Consider the following 18,312-nt stretch of genomic DNA (forward strand, 5'->3'; position numbering starts at 1 on the left):
AGCAAACAGGAGGGATTGTAAACGACGAGCTAACCCGCCTCGACCGGGGTCTGTTTGAGGCGCTCCATGAGGTTATTCACCGCGCTGTCCACCAGGGCAATATCATCAATCACATGGGCCATTCCATTACGGAATTTATCGGCCAGCCCTTCCGGCGTAATGGAAACTGCTCTTTCACCCAGTCGATTGGTAAACAGGAAAAGCCCCTTGAGAGGGCTGACCCAGGCCAGCTTGACGCGGGTGGAAGCGCCATTATCCTGTTCGATTTCGATCCAGGCGCCACGTTTGAGGCGCTTGACCATGGCAGAGTAGTCATCGGATGCGGCTGCTTCACCCTGCCAGTTCGCCTCTCCAATCGTGAAGGTTTGCCAGCCGGCCTCGATTTCGGTATCGGCAATCAGTGCCTGCATGAAAGCGGGGGTCGGCTCGGCGTGCTCCTGCGGCACGGTGATTTCGGCGAAGTCAGCCGGTTCTGCGTCATGGCGTGCTGCTTCAGCCGCCTCCTCCGCTGCGATTTCCTGCTCCACAAATCCCGCCTGATGCACATCCTCCTGCTCAATGGCATTCAATCCGGCCTTGACCACAACAGCGTGGCAATTCACCAGGCGCGCAAAAAACTGGTCGCGCTCATTATCCGGCAAGCCAGCCTGCACCATGCCGTCCTGCAAGCGTTTAAGCAGGCTTGGCAACAAACCGATCAGCTTCTTGCGTTCGTCCGGCACGATTTTGGGCTCAACGCTCCAGACCAGTTCATCCATGGTGGCAATGGCCTGATTCCAGGAAGCGCCGTCTTCTCCGGTTTGGGTATAGGCAGCGGCAAGGACGGACTCCCAGCAACCCGCCAAAAAATTCCGGATCACTTCAGGCATATGCGGCTTATGAATACGACGCCGCACTTCATCGTGCGCCATGATCCGAGAGAGTTCGTTCTGCTCCCGCTGATGAACGACCTGAGCGCTCAGCCCGGTCCGTTCATCGGTTCTTTTTTTCTCTTCGGCGAGATAGCTTTCCAGATTATCCAGAACCTCGGTAAAAATTCCGACTTTGTCATCAAACTCGTTCAGGATGCGCTGGATCAACTCGTCAACCGCCTGGTAAAAGCCACCCTCATGCCCTTCGGTTTCATCCCAGCCAATCGAGACTTCCGCCAGCCGGTCCAGCAGTTTCCGGGCAGGGTGGGATTTCTGCGAGAAAAATGCCTTGTCCAGCATGGCCACCTTGAGCACCGGGATCTGCAACCGGCCAATGAGCGCTTTCATTGCATCCGGAATACGCCGGTCATCCAGGATGTAGTCAAACAGCATGGCCACGATATCCAGGGTCATGGCATCCACATGCCCCATGGTACTGGCCACCGGGCTGGCCTTGATTTCGCGCAGCACATTGACCCGGCCATTCGCCAATGCTGCTGCATCCAGTGCGCCGCCAGCGCCGGCCAGACCATCAAGTTGTCCATGTTGCAGCTGTGTCAGCGAACTCACCACGGCCAGACTTTGCGCCGGCAATACAGCTTGCTGCGCGCCGCCAGCCATAGGCATCGCCGAGGCATCACCCACGCCCGCATTAGCGCTGCTGCCGAAGCCGCCCGCGAACCCTGCGCCCCCTATCCCGCGCGCAAGCAACTGCTGCAGCGCGGCAAACAATCCGCCTTCGCCAGAAGGGGATGGCGCGGGCACATCATGGTTAGCCGAAGCAGCTCCGGCAGGTTCGCTTGCAGCAGGCTGTTTTTTCAATCCTGCCCGAATCTTGCTCAGAACACCCTTATCAACCAGAAACTGGTTGATAAGCTGGTAAATCCCTTTTATCTGACGCGGCATATGCTTGTTGAACAGATTCACCAGCAGCAGCTTGACCTTGACAGGGCAATCAAGCGCCTTCAGGGATTTCATGAAGGCATTGCCAATCACTTCCGGACCTAGCGGATTGTTCGATTGCAGCAAGTCCGGGTCGTGCATCAGCACACCCATGCGCTTTTCAATGCCGAACAACTCCTCGGCGCAATCCCCATGGATACTGTTCGCAATATTGCTCGACGCCAACGATTCTTCGAGGTCGTCAGGCTCCACCAGGCTCAGCTCCGGGGTGTTCAGCGCGAACTCCTGCTGCGAGCGCTTATCGCGACGAATTTCCTGGTTGAAATCCTGAATGAAAGACTGCTTGAACCCCGCTTCAACGAGGCCGCGCTGATCACGAACGATACCCATGGCTTCGATATACAGGTTTCGCATCTCGTAATGAGTGGCCTGCTCGGAAAGCTCGAAGAGATCGTCCACCGCCTTGTCCATCATCTGGGCCAAGGCCTGCGCCAAGCGCGACACAGCCATGTCCCGGCAATCGTTCAACACCGGCATGGATGTGCCAGGTATCGAACGGGGCCGGTCGAACTGGCTCATCATCACAATGTTTTTTTGCGCGGCGTCATTCATGATTCCGTCTCCTGACAGAGCGGGCAAACATCATTGCGAAACAGCCTGCAATTTGTCCAGCGTTGACGCCAGGCTAAAACGGCCTCATGGGGATAAAACCAGGGAAAAGCGGAGATTGACTTGAAACCGTAGCGCGACGCGCCACGACTAATTCTCACCCAGCAATCCCGCTATCCTAGAGCATCTGCCCCTTAGACCGGAAACTTTGCGTCCCCACCTTTCGATAGGTTTGCCCATAAATTTTAGGTGCTACCTGAACAGAAATTCCCTGCTCAGCAATGTCTACTTTCTACCACAAACATATATTTTTTTCAAGACGTTTCTGCATGCGGGCATAAATGCCGCATCGGGGCTGCACAAAAGAATCATGAACGGCAAAATCACTTGGGGAAAACGCATGGGACATTCATAATTACCGGCGGATACCACACCAACCCGGCGTCGACGACATGCTCAACAATTTAAGCGAATTTCTTGTTCACTGGGCCATCACCGCGCTCGCCCTGTGGGTTGCCAGTGCAATCTTTAACGGCATCAGCTTTTCCAACAAGCAATCCCTGTTCATTGCGGCCCTGCTGCTGGGCTTTGCCAACGCAATCGTGCGCCCGGTGCTGATCGTTCTGACCCTGCCACTTACGCTCATCACCTTCGGCCTTTTTCTGCTGGTCATCAATGCGCTGGTCATCATGCTGGTCGCGGCCATTGTGCCGGGCTTCAAGATCTCCGGCTTCTGGACCGCGTTTTTCGCCAGCATCTTTATTGCAGTTTTCAGCTTCTTTATCGGGCTGTTTATTTTCCAGTCGGGCGGGCATCCCATCATGATGCCAACCCAGGGCGGCATGATGGTATAGCCATCACTGCGACCAAAGCGGCCCTTCATCCATCAGCGCCAGTTGCTCGCGCAACGCCAGAATATGATCCTGCCAGTAGCGCTGGGTATTAAACCAGGGAAATGCCGCGGGAAATGCCGGATCATCCCAGCGCCGGGCCAGCCAGGCAGCATAGTGGATCAGGCGCAGGGTGCGCAGCGCTTCAATCAGGTGGAGTTCGCGCGGATCGAATTCCTGAAAATCCTCGTACCCTGCCAGCAAATCGGCCATTTGCCGCGCCATGTCGGCGCGCTCGCCTGATAACATCATCCACAGATCCTGCACTGCCGGACCCATGCGGGCATCGTCAAAATCGACAAAGTGCGGCCCGCTGTCCGTCCATAGCACATTGCCGGCATGGCAGTCGCCATGCAAACGCAGCATACGCACGCTGCCGGCACGTTCGAAGCAGCGCTGTACCCCTTCCAGAGCCAGCGCCACAACGCTGCGCCATGCTGCGTCCAGATCAGGCGGGATAAAGCCATTGGCCAGCAGGTAATCTCGCGGCCCGGTGCCGAAACTTGCAACATCCAGCACGGAGCGATGACTGAACGGCCGCAACGCCCCTACCGCATGTATGCGCCCGAGGAAGCGCCCCATCCATTCCAGGGTATTGCTGTCCTCCAGTTCCGGCGCCCGCCCGCCCTGTTTTGGGAAAACGGCAAAACGGAAATCCTCGAACAGGTGCAAGGTACCCGCCCCTGCCAGCAATAGCGGAGGCACCACCGGAATTTCGCGCTCGGCCAGTTCCAGGGTAAAGGCATGCTCTTCGAGAATGGCATCATCGCTCCAGCGCGCCGGCCGGTAAAATTTCGCCACCAGCGGCGGCCCCTCTTCCATGCCGATCTGGTAGACACGGTTCTCGTAACTGTTGAGTGCGAGCAGGCGCCCGTCACTGCGCAAACCGACGCTATCCAGCGCATTCAGAATCACATCCGGTGTCAGTGAGGAAAAGGGAGTCAAGGGCATATTATTCATGGCGACCAGGGAATATCAGCGCATTGATGGCGCGGCTTGTTTCAGCGCCATCAACTCGACCTGTACGGTATTGTTCTTGTCGGACAGCCAAATCTGCCCTTCCTGAATGGTGCATTGCAGCTGCATATTGCGTTGCGCCAGCCCCGCCATGGCCTGAGTGGTGGCAAGCGGCAGGTTCATGACAGCGAGATTTTCAAGCCGCTCGAATTTGCCTCTATTCTGCCCCCACCAGATATCCGCGCCACGTCCGCCATAGCAATAGACAAACACCTGCCTTGCGCGCCCACAGGCTTTGCGAATGAGTTTTTCGTCAGGCAGACCCACATCGATCCAGCACTCGATAGCGCCGGTGAGGTCCTTTTGCCACAGATCTGGCTCATCGTCGGTGCTCAGCCCCTGGCCGAATAGCAGGTTCTCATCGGCATGCAGGGCAAAGGCCAGCAAGCGCACCATCATGCGCACATCGTTTTCCGATGGGTGGCGAGCGATGGTCAGAGTGTGGTCATGGTAATAATTGCGGTCCATGTCGGCGATTTGCAGCTCGGCTTTGAAAATTGTTGCCTTGAGTGCCATATAATTGCTTCCGCTAAAGCGTCGATTATGAAACGCCGAAGAATACCTGATTTGGAATTTTGATTCCCGTTATTGCGTTCCCCAAAGGCCAGGCACATGGAAAAACGCTTCGAATACTATGCTCAACTCGCCGCCGTACTGATTCTGGTAGTTGGCTGCTTCCTCGTATTACAGCCATTCCTGACCGCGACCCTGTTCGCCGCTGTGGTGTGCATCTCGACCTGGCCGCTTTATCTCTGGCTGTTGCGCAAAATGAAGGGCAGACAGAACCTGGCCGCGCTCACCATGACGCTGTCGCTGATCATCACCGTCATCCTGCCGCTGGCTTTGGTGGCATACAACCTTGCCGACAATATCACCGCATTTTACGACCAAATCATCCTGGCCATCGAGGATGGGCCACTACAGCCGCCAGCCTGGTTGATGGGGCTGCCGCTGGTGGGCGAATCGATCAACGATTACTGGCACCTGATCGCAACCAGCCAGGAAGAAATGATGGCGCTGCTCAAGCGCCTGCTCGAACCCACCCGGAAATTTCTCCTCAGTGGCGGCATCCTGCTCGGGCAGGGGGTAATGGAAATGAGTCTGGCCGCCTTCGTCAGTTTTTTCCTGTACCGCGACGGTGAAGCGCTGGTTAGTGGACTGGACGGGGTGATGGAACATCTGGCCGGCCCCAATTCGGCGAGTGTCCTGGGTACGATCAACCACACTGTGCGTGGCGTCATGTATGGGCTGGTGGGAACAGCACTGGCACAAGGCATCGTGGCCACACTCGGATTCGCAATTGCCGGCGTACCGGCAGCGCTGCTGCTCGGCGTGGCCACCTTTGCTCTTTCCCTGATCCCCGTCGGCCCCCCTCTGATCTGGGGCGGCGCAGCCATCTGGCTGTTCTACCAGGGCAGTACAGGGTGGGCGATTTTCATGCTGTTGTGGGGATTGCTCCTGATCAGCAGCGTGGATAACGTGGTAAAACCCCTGCTCATCAGCCGCGGCAGCAATCTGCCGTTTATCCTGGTGATGTTTGGCGTGATGGGGGGCGTGTTCGCCTTCGGTTTCGTGGGCATTTTCATCGGGCCAACCCTGCTGGCGGTGGGATTCAGCCTGATGCAGAAGTGGACCGCGCATGGAAGCAACACATAGCTCAGCACCGGGGATGGAAATTTGATACCGGGTCTTTAAATACAGGCAGAGCATGGGCGAACGCCCCACCCAACATCTGAATTCAATACCGAAAAAAGGCCACTCCACATGCCTCTGGATCAGCATGAACTGACATGGATCTACCACCTTCAGCAACTTGGCCGCGCCACGAATGAAGGCACTGACCCATCCGAAATATGGCGGCATCTGCTCGAAAATATTGTTGGCGCATTCAACGCCGGCAGCGGTTGTCTGGCAGAAGTGCACGGCAGCCAGAGGGCCTTGAAGATTCAGGCGGGCATTGGATTGCCTGAGGGCGTGGTAGGCAGCGAGCTGGCTGCGGGCTCTGGAATCCTGGGATTGGTCGTATCAGAAGGAAAGCCCCGCTTGCTGAACGGCAATTTGTCGGATGACCAGAAGCTCGCGGACAGATTATCCAAAAGAACAAGGCCGGCACCCTGGTCTGCCATGTGCTGGCCGCTGCTGGTCGAGGGCAAGATCGTCGGAGTGATCAGCGTCAACCGCTCGCGGGAAATGGAGCCATTCTCGGAAAAGGATCTTGAAAAGGGGGCGCGGCTTATCGAATTCATCGCGGTTGCGGTTGAAAACACCCAATTGAATCTCAAATCGGCAAAATATGTCTCCGAATTGAAGGAGATGAACCGGAAGCAGGCGCTCTGGAGACAAGCCCAGGAATGGATGAGCGAAGCACAGGCCGAACTGGAAAAAACCGGCGATCTCAAGGTGTTTTGCACTCAGGCAGCCATCCAGGCTAAAAATCTGCTGACCGCTGGCTGGGGAGCGCTTCTGGTCGAAGGAAAAACGAATGGCGGCCTTTCCGTCTTTTCTTCAAATGAAAATCCCGAGGTGACAAAAAAACTGCGCATTCACTACGAGGCTTGGTTACCCAATAACGAGGAGGCACGGCCGAGCGGCACATTCCGGTTCCAAGGCAATGGCACGGGCGAGGGGGCGTTGTTAAATGCCATTGGGGTCACCATCATGATGCCCGGGCCTTTGAAGGGGATGCTGATGGTGGGCGAGGAAGCGTTGCCCTGTCCTTTCGATACGAATGACGAGATATTTCTATCCGCATTCTCGATGAGCGTTCAACGTATCCTGGAACGTATCCAGTTACTGAATTCCTTACGCAGGGAAAACCAGGCCCTCAAGGCGGAACGCGACGAGTTGCTTTCTGAAATAAAAGCGCTAAATGCCGCCCGTGACTAGCCTTGCCTCATGAGTCCGGCAGATCATTTAATCTCTTCAACTTTTAGCCACATACTACGACTGTCGCGCCCGCGCGTGTTCGCGGAGCTGGTGTAGCCGCGCTCACGCCCGCTTTCTTCCTGGCTGCTGCTGCCGAGCTCGATCCACTCCCCCAGCCTGCCGGAAATGGAGGTGCTGAGGCGCTGAATATCGGCGCCACCCCGCCCGCCCCTCTCCCGCTCGAACTGCGGACTGATTTCCAGCGTGACCCGGTTCCCGGTCACCCTTGGCGTCACATGCATGCCACTGCCGATATCACGGTAAACCAGGCTTTCCGATACCACCGCGCCTCCAGGCCCCAGCACCACCTGGCGGAGCGGAACGGGCAGCGACTGCCCCACCATCAGATAGCCGCTGCCGCCTTCCATCACCTGGATACGCTGGTTGCTGTTCCGGCTGCCGCTGCTGACCGTCTCATAGGCCTGCCCCCGAATCCGGGTATTGCCGCCCTGCCCCAGTTCGATGCGTCCGGATAATGCAGCGCCTGCGCTTTCGTTCTCCTGGCTGATGTCATTGCTGACACTGATCACCAGGTTTCTGGGAGGGGTGTCGAGCGTGGCAAGGACTTCCCGTATTTGCGTGATATTCCTGCGGCTGGCACGCAGGATGATCTGGTCGTTCATGCCCGAGACGCTACCGCCCGGTTCTACCAGAGGACTGAGCACCGGCACGATCTGGTCGACAGTGCGGTTTCTGAGCTGGATAATCTCCAGTTCCTGCTGCGCAACGGCGGGAAAGGTGAGAAATAGCATTAAAAGCATGAGCCAGCGTTTCACGGTTTTCTCCTGTTTGCCGCTCTCTGGGCGGCAATATTACTGGTAGCGCAGCGCCTCGATCGGGTCGAGCCGCGCGGCCTTCCGCGCCGGGTAGAAGCCGAAGAACACGCCCACGCTGGCGGCCACGCCGAAGGCAACCAGCACCGAACTGCCTGAGATCACCACCGTGGCCTCGGTCAGGAAATTGACCAGCAGCGCGCCGCCCACGCCCAGCACCAGGCCGATAAAGCAGCCCACCACCGAGATGATGATGGCTTCCAGCAGGAATTGCAGCAAGATGTCGCGCTCACGTGAGCCAATGGCCAGGCGGATGCCGATTTCGCGCGTGCGCTCGGTCACCGAGACCAGCATGATGTTCATGATGCCGATGCCGCCCACCAGCAGCGAAACCGAGGCGATGGCGCCGAGCAGCAAGGACATGGTGCGCGCGGTTTCCGCCGCCGAATCCGCTGCCGCGGCCAGATTGCGCAGGAAGAAATCATTATCCATGCCCTCGCGCAGGCGGTGGCGCTGACGCAACAGCGAGGTCATGGATTTTTCCACCATCGGCATGACCGAAGCGGATTCCGCCTGCACCATGACCATGCGCACGGAGCCCTGGAAAGGCGTGCCATATACCTTGCGCTGGGCAGTGGTAAGGGGAATCAGCAGCGTGTCGTCCTGGTCGCGCCCGTCCAGGCTCTGCCCTTTTGCCGCCAGCACGCCGAGGATCACGAAGGGGCTCTGGCGCACGCGGATGGTCTTGCCTACCGGATCCTCGTCGCCGAACAGGTTTTTGGCCGCGGTCTTGCCGATCAGGGCCACCCGCGTTGCCGAGCGCAGGTCGGAATCGCTGAACGGATAACCGCTGACCACGGCCCAGGAACGCACATTCAGATAGTCAGGCGTGGTGCCGTAGGTGCTAGCGCTCCAGTTGTTGGGGCCGTACACCATCTGGGTGCTGCCGGGATGCACTGGCGCGACCGCCTGCACCCCCGGCAATTCCGCGATGGCGTCGGCATCGGCCACCGTCAGCGTGGGCGCGCCGCCACTGCCGGAGCGCACGCCACCCGAGGTGGTCGAACCCGAGATCAGAATGAACAGATTGCTGCCCATGGAACTGATGGACTGGCTGACGGCATACTGCGCCCCCTGCCCCACCGCCATCATCAGCACCACGGCACCGACCCCGATCACCATGCCGAGCATGGTGAGGAAGGTGCGCAGCCGGTTCGCGCCCATGGCGTGCCAGGCTTCGCCCAGCATGGCATACAGCATCAGGCGGACTCCTCATGGTGTCCGGTCGGCCCGTCATGCACGATGCGCCCGTCAAGAAATCGCACCTGGCGCCTGGCGTGCCGGGCAATGTCCGCTTCGTGGGTGACCAGCACGATGGTGATGCCCTCGCGGTTGAGTTCATCGAACAGGGCCATGATTTCCTCACCGGTATGGCTGTCCAGATTGCCGGTAGGCTCGTCGGCGAGGATCAGGCGCGGCTGGTTCACCAGCGCGCGGGCAATCGCCACGCGCTGCTGCTGCCCGCCGGAAATGCGGTTGGGCGGCGATTTGGCGTAGTTGCCCAGCCCCACCTTTTGCAGCATTTCGCGGGCGCGGGCGCGCCGCTCCTCGCGCTTCACCCCGTAGTAGACCAGAGGCAGGGCGACGTTGTCCTCCAGGCTCATGCGCGGCAGCAGGTTGAAGCCCTGGAACACGAAGCCGATGGTGCGGTTGCGCAACAGGGCCAGTTCGTCCTTGGACAGTTCCGCCACGCTGCGGCCATCCAGCTCGTAATGCCCGGCGCTGGGCCGGTCCAGGCAGCCGAGGATATTCATGAAAGTGGACTTGCCCGAGCCGGACGGCCCCATCACGGCGACGAACTCGCCGGGAGCGATGTTGAGGTTGACGTCCTTCAGCACAGGAAAGGGCCCGGCCGGCGTTTCATAGGATTTGTGCAGCCCCTCCACGCGGATGACGGGCTGGCTCTCCCCTGTTGCCTGAGCGTGGGCGCGCTGCGCCGAGCCTGTCGAAGTGAAGACAGGGAGAGAGTCAGGGGAGAGGGCGCCCTCCATCAGAACATCCTCATGTGTACCGTGCTTTTCTTGCCCGGCGAATTTTCTTCAGCCGGGCCTTCACCGACCACCACCTTGTCGCCGGCCTTGAGATCGCCGCCCAGCACCTCGGTGTTGCGGCTGTCGGTAATGCCGAGGCTGATGCTGACCGGCTTGAGTTCCTTGCCCTGCAGGATGTAAACCGTACCGCTGGAAGCATCGCGCTTCTTGCCGGGTTTCTTGCCGTTGCCCGCCTTACCCTCGCCATTCATCTCGCCGTCCTTCACGTCCGGCTTGAAGCGCAGCGCGGCATTGGGCACCAGCAGCGCATTCTCGCGCTCGGCAACGACGATGCTCACATAGGAAGTCATGCCCGGCAGCAGGATCTGCTCGGGATTGTCCACCGAGATCACCACGTTGTAGGTCACCACGTTCTGCTGGGTGGTGGGGTTCAGGCGGATCTGCTTCACCACGCCCTTGAAACTGCGGCTGGGGAAGGCGTCGACATTGAAGCGCACCGCCTGCCCGACGCGGATGCTGCCGATATCCGCCTCGGCAAAGCTGGAGTCGATCTGCATGCGCGACAGGTCCTGGGCGATCTGGAACAGGGTCGGCGTCTGGAAGCTGGCCGCCACGGTCTGGCCGACATCGATATTGCGCGCCACGATCACCCCGGAAACCGGCGAGCGGATGATGGAATAGGCCAGCTGGGCGCGGTCCCGCTCGTTCTGCGCCCGTGCCAGCGCCAGTTGCGCCTGTGCCGCTTTACGAGCCTGCACCGACTGGTCCAGCTCCTGGCGCGAGACATATTCCTGCGCAAACAGTCCTTGTGCCCTGGCCTGATTGGCATTCGCCAGTTCGACCGAGGCCAGGGCGTTCTGCACATTGGCATCGCTCTGTTTGACCTGGGCATTCAGCAACGCGGGGTCCAGTTCCAGCAGCACTTGGCCTTTTTCGACCTTGTCATTGAAATCGACATAAAGTTTTTTCACCGCGCCCGAAACCTGGGTGCCCACGTTCACCAGCGTGACTGGATTCAGGGTGCCGTTGGCGGAAACGCTCTGCTTCAGCTCGCCCTGCTCCAGCGCCTGCAGCTTGTAGCGCTGCTCCGGGCTCACGCTCTTGTACTGGCGCCAGCCAAAGACGCCAGCGGCGATCAGCGCGCAGACAAGCAGAAACAGGACAAAGGGATTTTTCAGGAAACGCTTCATCATCAAAACCTTAATTCGAAACCACGGAGTTCACGGAGAAGGGCAATTTACATTTTTTTATTACCTCACCCAACGGGTAAATGCCAAGAAATGCACAATTCATTGTTTTTACTCCGTGTTCTCCGTGAACTCCGTGGTTGAATGAGTTTTTCAAATTCATGGTTTTTTATGCTCCTCACTAGTGGCAACGCCAGGCAGGGTCTGCAACAGGCCGTAATCAAGGTTGCCCATGGACTGGGCCAGGGTGGCGCGGGAAACATTCCAGTTGAGCGCTGCCTGCACCCGCTGCTGGCGGGCGCTGGCCAGCGCGCTCTGGGCATTGAGGACATCGAGGATGCTGCCCACGCCGGCCTTGTAGCGGCCCAGCGCCACCTGTTCCGACTGGGTGGCGCTGTTCAGCAGATCGCTGCTGGTGCGCAGCGCCTGGGTGGCGGTATGCAGGCTGTGGTAGGCGTTCCACACATCCAGCGCCACCTGCAGGCGGATGCGATCGCGCTGGGCACCCCTGGCATCGGCCTGGGCCTCGGCGGCGCGCACGCGGTAAGCCGGTGCAAAGCCTGAGAAAAATGGAATGGTCAGCGTAACGCCGACCGATGAGCCATGCGATGTGGCACTGCCATCCGTGTTCGACAGATCGCTCCTGGCTGCGAGGGAAATGCTGGGCCGCCCTGCGGCGCGAACCGCATTCAGGTTTGCCGCGGCGGCACGGACCTGGGCCTCGGCAGCCAGCAGATCAGGACGGCGGCGGCGCGCCTCTTCAACCAGCGCATTCACGTCACGCTCGAACGCATCTCCCGGCGTGACCTCTGCCGCGGGCACCAGGCTCGGGGGGCGATGGGCATCCTGGCCAATGACGTTTGCCAGCGCGCCCTGGGCGCTCTTCTGACTGCCTTCTGCGGTAATCCGGTTGAGCGTCGCCTGCGACCAGGCAGTCTGCGCCTGGAGCTTGTCGGCAGGGGTGGCGGCTCCGGCCTTGTAGCGTGCCTCGGCGGCGCTGAAGCTTTCCTTGCTGGCGCGCTCGGATTCCTGTGCCGCAAAGAGCGCCGATACGTTTGCCTGCGCCTGATAGAAAGCCTGCACCGCCGCGAGAAACACCGCCTGTACCGTGCTGTCCTGCGTGGCAGACGCGGCAGCCAGCAACTGGCGGGCATTCTCCAGCGCCGCCTCGCGTGCGCCGAAGTCGTACAGCAGGTAGGACAGAGTCAGTCCGGTGCCATTCTGATCGTAAGGCGAGCGGCTCCCATCCGTATCGGTCCAGTTGCGGCTGGCGGAAACACTGCCGGACAGGCCGGGCAGATATGCCGCCCGGGCCACCCCCACCTGGGCCGCCTGGGCGCGGGCATTGGCCCACACCTCGCGGGTTTGCGGGTTGTTGCACAGCGCAAGGTCCACCACCTCCAAGAGCGCCAGCGGCGCGGCGGACTGCGGCGCGGTACAGGGCATGACGCCCTCTGCGGCGGGGCCATACAGGACCGGCCTGGGCGGAACCAGCGCATCCGTGTCGAAGGGATCGCCAACTCCGGCGGCCAGGGCGTTGCCCGCCAGCAGAAAAACCCCCGGCAATATGCGTATAAAACCGTATTTCATAAGATTGGAAATGGTCGAGAGGCTGATTGGATGGTGTTTTGCATGGTTAGTTCAACTTCCGATTATCCCGGATTGTCCATTGGAATGCTTGTGCATGCAGGAGAGGCGCCCTCGCCGCGATTTGCGATCGCATTCGCAGCAATGTTTTGACTCTAATGGATTATCCCGGATTATAGGCAGGTCTGAAGTTTGTAGCCAACCCTGGCACATGCCCGATGCCGAAGCGCTCTCGCGGCTCTGTTTCAGGATGGTCTCCCAGCGCGCTAGATTCTACCCCGCACGAATTGCTCGAACTGTTCTGCCGGTAGCGCTTTGCTGAAATGATAGCCCTGCACTTCATTGCAACCTTTTTCGTGCAGGAACGCCAGTTGCCCTTCCGTCTCCACGCCTTCGGCAATGGTCATCATGCCCAGGCTGTTCGCAAGACTGATAATGGCGCCGACGATTGCCTTGTCATCCGGGTCTTCGGTGATGTCGCGCACGAAGGACTGGTCAATCTTGAGCTTGTAGATCTGGAAGCGCTTGAGGTAACTCAGCGAGGAATAGCCGGTGCCGAAATCGTCGATCGACATGCGGATGCCGCGCTCATGCAAGACATCCATCACCGCGATGGCCGCGAGCGGGTCATCCATGGCAACGCCTTCGGTCAACTCCAGTTCAAGATACTGCGGCGGCAGTTGTGTTTCGTCGAGAATCCGTGCCACCAGATCGGGCAGGCTGAGATGACGGAATTGCACCGCTGAAAGATTGACCGCCATCGTCATCGGCGCGAGACCATTGTCGATCCAGGTCTTTAGCTGGTTAAGCGCGCTGCGCATCACCCACTCCCCGATCTGCAGAATCTGGCCGCTGTCCTCCGCAATCGGGATGAATTCAGTTGGAGAAATCAGGCCCAGTTCAGGATGCTGCCAGCGCAACAAGGCTTCCGCACCGATGATGCGCCAGTCCTGCAACGACACCTGGGGTTGATAGTGCAATTGCAACTGACCACGTTCCAGCGCGTGGCGCAATGCATTTTCCAGTTGCAGGGTGCGTGCTGAACGCGCCTGCATTTCCGGGGTAAAGAAGCGGTAACTGTTGCGGCCATCGCGCTTGGCGCGGTACATCGCAACATCGGCACGCTGGGAGAGCAGATCGAAATTATCGCCATCGCCGGGATAAATGGTGATGCCGATGGATGGCGTGATGAACAGTTCATGCTGTTCGATCTGGCAAGGCTGGGCGACCACCTCCAGCAATTTACCGGCCACATGCGCGGCGCCGCTGGCATCGGTATCCGGCAGCACCAGGATGAACTCGTCCCCGCCCAGGCGCGAGACCGTGTCTTCCTCGCGCACCACGGATTTCAGGCGTCTCCCCACCTCCACCAGCAATTCGTCGCCGACGCGGTGACCGAGCGTATCGTTCACGTTCTTGAAGTGATCGAGATCGAGAAACAGCAGGGCCAGGTGTCCATGATTGCGCTGGGCCATGCTGAGGTCGTGATGCATGCGATCGCTGAGCAATGCCCGGTTCGGCAATCCGGTGAGCACATCGAAATGCGCCAATTTCTGGATCCGTTCCTCCGTCGCCTTGTGCTCGGTAATGTCGCTGAAAATGCCGATATAGTGGGTTGGATTACCTTGTGCATCGAGTGCCCTGCTGATCGAAAGCCGCTTGGGGTAAATACGCCCATCCTTGCGGCGATCCCACACCTCGCCCTGCCAATATCCATGCGAACCGAGGGTTGCCCACATGGTGCGGAAAAATTCTGGCGCATGGAGCCCCGAGGCCAGTATGCGCGGATTCTGTCCCAGAACCTCGGCCTCGCTGTAACCGGTGATGACGGTAAACGCATGGTTGACCAGAATGATGTTGTGGGCGGCATCGGTAATAATGAAAGCTTCGTTGCTTTGCTCGAACACCTCGGCGGCGAGCCTGATTTGCATCTCGGCCCGCTTGCGCCCGGTAATTTCATGAATGGTGGCAGCAATGAACCAGCCGCCGGCAAGTTCGCACTTGGCCAGCGTGAGTTCCAGAGGGAACTCGCTCTGGTCCTTGCGAAGCCCTTCCAGTTCGAGCGTCTGGCCGAGCACTTGCGGGTCTCCACCAGACAGCACCCGGTTCATACCCGCGAGATGCCGCTCCCGGTAGCGAAGCGGCATCAGTATCGTCAGCGGCTGGCCGCTGGCCTCGGCCTCGGTATAGCCGAAGATGACTTCCGCGCCCCGGTTCCAGTCCACGATATTCCCCGCGCTATCCGCAGTGACAATCGCATCGCTGGTGGACTGGGTCACCGCGCGGTAACGCGCCTCGCTTTCGCGCAGCGCCCCGGTGGCCTGCCTGCGCTCATTCTCGCGCATGAAGTTTTCCAGTGCAAAGTTGATATCCAGCGCCATTTCGACCAGCAGGGCACGTATGGATTCATCGAATGCATTTGCCTCCCCGCTATACAGGTTGAAGCTGCCGATGACCTCACCGTTACGCAGCAGCGGCAACGAAGCCGAGGCACCCCAGCCTGAGCGCGCACCTCGTTCGCGCCACGATACAGTGCTGGGATCAATGGCAAAATCCTGGCACCAGAAAGGCCGGTTCTCGCGCATGGCGATACTGGTCGGGCCGTGCCCGGATGGAACAGCAGGATCCAGCAAAATCTCGATGCCATCCAGATATCCCATGTCATCGCCGTAGCTGGCAACCGCTCTGACTTGCCGGCCATCCTCGTCCAGCATGCCGATCCACGCCATTTTGATACCGCCGTACCGTACCGTGACGCGACAAATTTGCGGGAACAGCTCCTGCTCACTGGTGCAGCGTAAAATCGCCTGGTTGCACTGACTCAATGCGGCATAGATCTGGCTCAAATGCTTGATTTTTGCCGCGTCCGCCTTGCGCTCGCGATCCAGCTCCCTCAGCCTGATCTGCGTTTCAGACAGCCAGCCCAGCACGCTGTTCTCCGAACCCCTGGCAACCGGGATGGCGGCAGAAAGATCTCCCCTGCCAATTCTGGCTATCTGCTTCTGGACATCGCCGGCACCACCACCCAGCGTTGCGCGCAATACCGAATAATTCCGCCACAGCGCGAGCACCAGGGCCAGCCCCAGCGTAATAAACAGGAGCTGCAGATTCGCGGCGTGGAGCTCGGCGGCATGGACGGCATCGAGCGTGCGCTTGTCCAGCAACACATGGAAATCATGGATGGGCAGCATGATCGCGGCCCTGGCCTGATGATATTTGGCGTCATGCAGCATCATGAGTGCACGGGCCCGGTTTGCCTCGGCTTCGGGCCCTGTGGATTCCGCCAGCCTCATGGCCTCGAATGCCGTCGCGGCCAGCGCGTCGGAATCGGCCTTGGCTTCCGCCAGTTTGTCGAATTCTTCCCGGGTAAACCCGGCCTGGCGCATCAGGTCCAGCAACGCAACGGGCCGCCCGTTTCCGGCGCGTGGGAGCTTGCCGTCAGCCAGGACAAGATCCCAGTAGACATTTTCGTACTTTTCCGGCCGCGCTTTCTTTCCGTCGCGAATGTCCAGGATGTCCTGATAGTAGTTTTTGTAGACGGGATTGCCGGTCACCACATAGGTCCGGGCCATCCGCGTCAGATCATCCGAAGACTGGCGCAAGGTGTCGGCCAGCAAATAGGATTGATGCCGCACTTCATGGGCGCGGTCGATCTGCTTTTCCGACCAGGCGTAAACCGCAAATGCGATGGAAAGAAGGACGAACAGAACCAGCGTCAGCCAGACGCTGCCAGAGAATTTGGAAATCCTGTGTATTGAGGTCATCTTAAGCAAAGATTGATTTCACCATGCTGATGCCAATGCTGATAAAAATCATTCTCGCGCAAGAACCGCGATAACTGCAAGCCCCACGCAGCTTGTCACGGCACCTGCAACCCGTAATTTCCTCCATGAAACCGCTCACCTCCCTGCAACCATGGCCTCATGGAGGTGGCGTCCGCGATTGAAAGCGGACTACTTCAGCCGCCGCACAATCTCTGGAATCAACTGGGCCCGGATCTCGTCCCGCACCCTGACAAAGCTTTCCAGCGGCTCGCCGTGCGGGTCGTGGAACGGCATGTGAATGGCGGGAATCGGCCTGGGGAAAATCGGGCAGGATTCCCTGGCGTTGTCGCACACCGTCACCACCAGGTCGATATTCTCGTTCATCACCGCGTCCACATCCTTGGGGTACAGCCCTTCGGTGGCCATGCCGCCCTCTTTCAGCGCCGCGATGGCGCCATCCGCCACCTTGGGCTGGGGGCGGGTGCCGGCCGACAGCGCACGAATTTCAGGACCGAGATCATGGTTGACCAGAACTTCGGCCATCTGGCTGCGGCAGGAGTTGCCGGTACACAGGATCAATACGGTTTTGACCATCTTGCCTATTCCTTGCCGCAACAGCCGCAGCAGGATTCCTTGCTGCCCAGCCATTCTTCGATCTTGGCCTTGCCCGGCACGCCGCCCGCATGCACCACCTTGCCGTCGATCACCACGCCGGGGGTGGACATCACGCCAAAACCCAGAATCGCGGCCATGTCCTCGACCTTTTCCAGCTGAATTTCCACGCCCTTGAGCCTGGCGGTTTCCTCGATCAGCTTCATGGTCGCGGTGCAGTTGGCGCAGCCTGTGCCCAATACCTTGATGTTCTTCATTTTCCAGCTCCTTGTTAAAAATTGTTTTACGGTTTGACCGCCACTATATTGGCGGAAACCACGAATTCCTCGATTTTGCTTCCCGGCGCCCAGTCGCGGATAAATGCGCGGCTCTCGTCCTTCGGCGTGATACGCACCTGATCGAAACCGGCACTCTGCATCATCGCCTCCAGTTCCCCGATCAGCGACGCCCCCGCCATGCAACCGGTATACAGCGCCAGATCGCGCCTTGCCTCCTCGGGCAATTCCGCCGTCGCGACTATATCTGAAATTGCCAGCCGTCCGCCGCTTTTCAGCACCCGGAAAGCATCGCGGAACACCTGTGCCTTGTCGGGGGAAAGGTTGATGACACAGTTGGAAATGATCGCATCCACCGTGGCGTTGGCCACCGGCAAATGCTCGATCTCGCCGAGGCGAAATCCGGTGTTGGCATAGCCGCCCTTGGCCGCGTTGGCGCGCGCCTTGCTCACCATGTCCGGCGTCATGTCCACGCCGATGACCTGGCCGCTATCGCCCACCTGACGCGCCGCGAGGAAACAGTCGAAACCCGCCCCGCTGCCCAGGTCCAGCACGGTTTCGCCGGGTTTCAGCGCGGCGATGGCCTGGGGATTGCCGCAGCCAAGACCCAGATTGGCGCCTTCCGGCACGGCACCCACTTCGCTTTCACTGTAGCCGATGCCGCGCGACAGGATGTCGGCGCCCGGCAATCCGGTCGGGGTGCAGCACGCCGGGCCACAGCCGCAGGCGGCGTCGGAGCGGGCCACCGCGCCGTAGTTTTCGCGCACTGCCTGGCGGATTTCATCATGTTTTACGCTTTGCATTTCAG

15 protein-coding genes and 1 riboswitch are annotated in these 18,312 nt (G+C 59.4%); of the genes, 3 read left to right on the forward strand and 12 right to left on the reverse strand.

The window, feature by feature from the left end; translation table 11 throughout:
- Nucleotides 1-29: 29 nt before the first annotated feature.
- Complete coding sequence (locus tag WC392_09135; protein ID MFA5242520.1) at nt 30-2,426, reverse strand: DUF1631 domain-containing protein; 2,397 nt, start codon at nt 2,424-2,426, stop codon at nt 30-32.
- Nucleotides 2,427-2,583: 157 nt separating this feature from the next.
- Nucleotides 2,584-2,670, reverse strand: a riboswitch (cyclic di-GMP riboswitch).
- A gap of 205 nt (nt 2,671-2,875) precedes the next feature.
- On the opposite strand from WC392_09135, the gene WC392_09140 reads away from it, so the two are divergent.
- On the forward strand, nt 2,876-3,277 hold the full coding sequence (locus WC392_09140; protein ID MFA5242521.1) for a phage holin family protein: 402 nt from the start codon (nt 2,876-2,878) through the stop codon (nt 3,275-3,277).
- Nucleotides 3,278-3,280: 3 nt separating this feature from the next.
- Here WC392_09140 and WC392_09145 read toward each other — a convergent pair whose 3' ends face one another.
- Complete coding sequence (locus tag WC392_09145; GenBank protein ID MFA5242522.1) at nt 3,281-4,264, reverse strand: serine/threonine protein kinase; 984 nt, start codon at nt 4,262-4,264, stop codon at nt 3,281-3,283.
- Nucleotides 4,265-4,288: 24 nt separating this feature from the next.
- On the reverse strand, nt 4,289-4,846 hold the full coding sequence (locus WC392_09150) for a YaeQ family protein (GenBank protein ID MFA5242523.1): 558 nt from the start codon (nt 4,844-4,846) through the stop codon (nt 4,289-4,291).
- Nucleotides 4,847-4,942: 96 nt separating this feature from the next.
- On the opposite strand from WC392_09150, the gene WC392_09155 reads away from it, so the two are divergent.
- Together WC392_09155 and WC392_09160 are read left to right on the forward strand one after the other, a co-directional pair.
- On the forward strand, nt 4,943-5,986 hold the full coding sequence (locus WC392_09155) for an AI-2E family transporter (GenBank protein ID MFA5242524.1): 1,044 nt from the start codon (nt 4,943-4,945) through the stop codon (nt 5,984-5,986).
- A gap of 108 nt (nt 5,987-6,094) precedes the next feature.
- Nucleotides 6,095-7,216 carry a GAF domain-containing protein gene (locus WC392_09160; protein MFA5242525.1) on the forward strand — a complete coding sequence of 374 codons (1,122 nt, stop codon included), beginning with the start codon at nt 6,095-6,097 and terminating at the stop codon, nt 7,214-7,216.
- A 23-nt stretch (nt 7,217-7,239) separates the two neighbouring features.
- Here the strand turns inward: WC392_09160 and WC392_09165 are convergent, their stop codons facing one another.
- The 9 genes from WC392_09165 to WC392_09205 all read right to left on the reverse strand — a co-directional run bounded on the left by WC392_09165 (nt 7,240) and on the right by WC392_09205 (nt 18,307).
- Nucleotides 7,240-8,031, reverse strand: coding sequence for a secretin N-terminal domain-containing protein (locus WC392_09165; protein MFA5242526.1), 792 nt, complete (start codon nt 8,029-8,031; stop codon nt 7,240-7,242).
- Between the two features lie 36 nt (nt 8,032-8,067).
- The gene (locus WC392_09170; protein MFA5242527.1) at nt 8,068-9,288 is read right to left on the reverse strand and encodes an ABC transporter permease; all 1,221 of its coding nucleotides are present in this window, start codon (nt 9,286-9,288) and stop codon (nt 8,068-8,070) included.
- Complete coding sequence (locus WC392_09175; GenBank protein MFA5242528.1) at nt 9,288-10,079, reverse strand: ABC transporter ATP-binding protein; 792 nt, start codon at nt 10,077-10,079, stop codon at nt 9,288-9,290. Before WC392_09175 ends, WC392_09170 begins: the two co-directional genes overlap by 1 nt.
- Nucleotides 10,079-11,272 (reverse strand): efflux RND transporter periplasmic adaptor subunit, encoded by a 1,194-nt coding sequence (locus WC392_09180; GenBank protein MFA5242529.1) that lies wholly within the window; start codon nt 11,270-11,272, stop codon nt 10,079-10,081. The genes WC392_09175 and WC392_09180 overlap by 1 nt, the downstream gene beginning before the upstream one ends.
- A 153-nt stretch (nt 11,273-11,425) precedes the next feature.
- A complete protein-coding gene (locus WC392_09185) occupies nt 11,426-12,856 on the reverse strand; it encodes a TolC family protein (GenBank protein ID MFA5242530.1) in 1,431 nt (476 codons plus the stop codon).
- A 263-nt stretch (nt 12,857-13,119) separates the two neighbouring features.
- Nucleotides 13,120-16,617, reverse strand: a complete 3,498-nt coding sequence (locus WC392_09190) for an EAL domain-containing protein (protein ID MFA5242531.1) — start codon at nt 16,615-16,617, stop codon at nt 13,120-13,122.
- A 189-nt stretch (nt 16,618-16,806) separates the two neighbouring features.
- On the reverse strand, nt 16,807-17,265 hold the full coding sequence (locus WC392_09195) for an arsenate reductase ArsC (protein ID MFA5242532.1): 459 nt from the start codon (nt 17,263-17,265) through the stop codon (nt 16,807-16,809).
- Nucleotides 17,217-17,486: a thioredoxin family protein gene (locus WC392_09200; GenBank protein ID MFA5242533.1), complete on the reverse strand. Its 270-nt coding sequence runs from the start codon at nt 17,484-17,486 to the stop codon at nt 17,217-17,219. Before WC392_09200 ends, WC392_09195 begins: the two co-directional genes overlap by 49 nt.
- A 26-nt stretch (nt 17,487-17,512) precedes the next feature.
- Complete coding sequence (locus WC392_09205) at nt 17,513-18,307, reverse strand: arsenite methyltransferase (GenBank protein ID MFA5242534.1); 795 nt, start codon at nt 18,305-18,307, stop codon at nt 17,513-17,515.
- Nucleotides 18,308-18,312 lie beyond the last annotated feature (5 nt).

Source organism: Sulfuricella sp. (assembly GCA_041651995.1).
Lineage (GTDB): Bacteria > Pseudomonadota > Gammaproteobacteria > Burkholderiales > Sulfuricellaceae > Sulfurimicrobium.

Bases quoted from the DNA above. Each gene is read 5' to 3' on its own strand.
- WC392_09135 (MFA5242520.1), bottom strand. From the start codon at position 2,426: ATGAATGACGCCGCGCAAAAAAACATTGTGATGATGAGCCAGTTCGAC.
- WC392_09140 (MFA5242521.1), top strand. From the start codon at position 2,876: ATGCTCAACAATTTAAGCGAATTTCTTGTTCACTGGGCCATCACCGCG.
- WC392_09145 (MFA5242522.1), bottom strand. From the start codon at position 4,264: ATGCCCTTGACTCCCTTTTCCTCACTGACACCGGATGTGATTCTGAAT.
- WC392_09150 (MFA5242523.1), bottom strand. From the start codon at position 4,846: ATGGCACTCAAGGCAACAATTTTCAAAGCCGAGCTGCAAATCGCCGAC.
- WC392_09155 (MFA5242524.1), top strand. From the start codon at position 4,943: ATGGAAAAACGCTTCGAATACTATGCTCAACTCGCCGCCGTACTGATT.
- WC392_09160 (MFA5242525.1), top strand. From the start codon at position 6,095: ATGCCTCTGGATCAGCATGAACTGACATGGATCTACCACCTTCAGCAA.
- WC392_09170 (MFA5242527.1), bottom strand. From the start codon at position 9,288: ATGCTGTATGCCATGCTGGGCGAAGCCTGGCACGCCATGGGCGCGAAC.
- WC392_09175 (MFA5242528.1), bottom strand. From the start codon at position 10,079: ATGGAGGGCGCCCTCTCCCCTGACTCTCTCCCTGTCTTCACTTCGACA.
- WC392_09180 (MFA5242529.1), bottom strand. From the start codon at position 11,272: ATGATGAAGCGTTTCCTGAAAAATCCCTTTGTCCTGTTTCTGCTTGTC.
- WC392_09185 (MFA5242530.1), bottom strand. From the start codon at position 12,856: ATGAAATACGGTTTTATACGCATATTGCCGGGGGTTTTTCTGCTGGCG.
- WC392_09190 (MFA5242531.1), bottom strand. From the start codon at position 16,617: ATGACCTCAATACACAGGATTTCCAAATTCTCTGGCAGCGTCTGGCTG.
- WC392_09195 (MFA5242532.1), bottom strand. From the start codon at position 17,265: ATGGCTGGGCAGCAAGGAATCCTGCTGCGGCTGTTGCGGCAAGGAATA.
- WC392_09200 (MFA5242533.1), bottom strand. From the start codon at position 17,486: ATGAAGAACATCAAGGTATTGGGCACAGGCTGCGCCAACTGCACCGCG.
- WC392_09205 (MFA5242534.1), bottom strand. From the start codon at position 18,307: ATGCAAAGCGTAAAACATGATGAAATCCGCCAGGCAGTGCGCGAAAAC.